2 protein-coding genes are annotated in these 628 nt (G+C 64.5%); both read left to right on the top strand.

Annotation, left to right across the window (positions count from 1 at the left end; all coding sequences use genetic code 11):
• Nucleotides 1-34: 34 nt before the first annotated feature.
• On the top strand, nucleotides 35-226 hold the full coding sequence (locus tag EN984_RS36875) for a hypothetical protein (protein WP_245480214.1): 192 nt from the start codon (nucleotides 35-37) through the stop codon (nucleotides 224-226).
• Nucleotides 226-628: hypothetical protein (locus tag EN984_RS36870; protein WP_127384464.1), on the top strand; the 403-nt coding region annotated here is incomplete at its 3' end. The genes EN984_RS36875 and EN984_RS36870, both read left to right, overlap by 1 nt.

The following is a 628-nucleotide window of genomic DNA, read 5'->3' as shown; positions in this document are numbered from 1 at the left end:
GACCACCAGTTCAAAGACAACCGTCGATCAGGCCGTGTCCCTGTTCAGCAAGACGCAAACCCAGTCGATGTCGCTCAACCGCATCAATTCCGAGCGCGACGCCGTCAGCGAGGCACGTGAAGCCAAGACCGCGCGTCTGCGCGAATTGCGGCTGGAGAAGGAGGCCGACGAGATGGCCGCCGCCGCCGCGCTAGCCGCTTTGCCGAAGCGGGCCGGAAGACGCTGATGGCTACCAAACGCGTACCGCCAACACCGATCGCCGCCGACGCAACCATTGCCGATATGGTCGAAGGCCTCGACAAGCCGGTCGAATTCGTCCGGCGTGTGCTGGAAAAGCTCGAACGCTGCAAGCGTGCCCACGGTGATGCCCAGGTGCGCGTCGGCGTGCGTGGCCGCGCCGAATGCCCGAACTACCTGATCGAATATGTCCGCGAAGACGCCAAGACCCATGAGCGGGTGACTTATCAGGACGCCGCCTACAGCGGCAGCACGCATCGCGAGCTGGCGGCCCATCACATCGAGGCGGTGAAAAACTGGTCGCCCGAGGAAATGAACATCACGGCCGTTTCGGCGCTGATCGGCCGCCTGCGCAATCCGCGCGCCCCATCATCGCGCTTCGCCGACGAGG

The organism is Mesorhizobium sp. M7A.F.Ca.CA.004.12.1.1, from assembly GCF_003997835.1.
In the GTDB taxonomy this organism is placed as follows: Bacteria; Pseudomonadota; Alphaproteobacteria; order Rhizobiales; family Rhizobiaceae; genus Mesorhizobium.
Note: the sequence above shows the minus strand (reverse complement) of the source record. Positions and strands in the feature narration are given on the sequence as shown.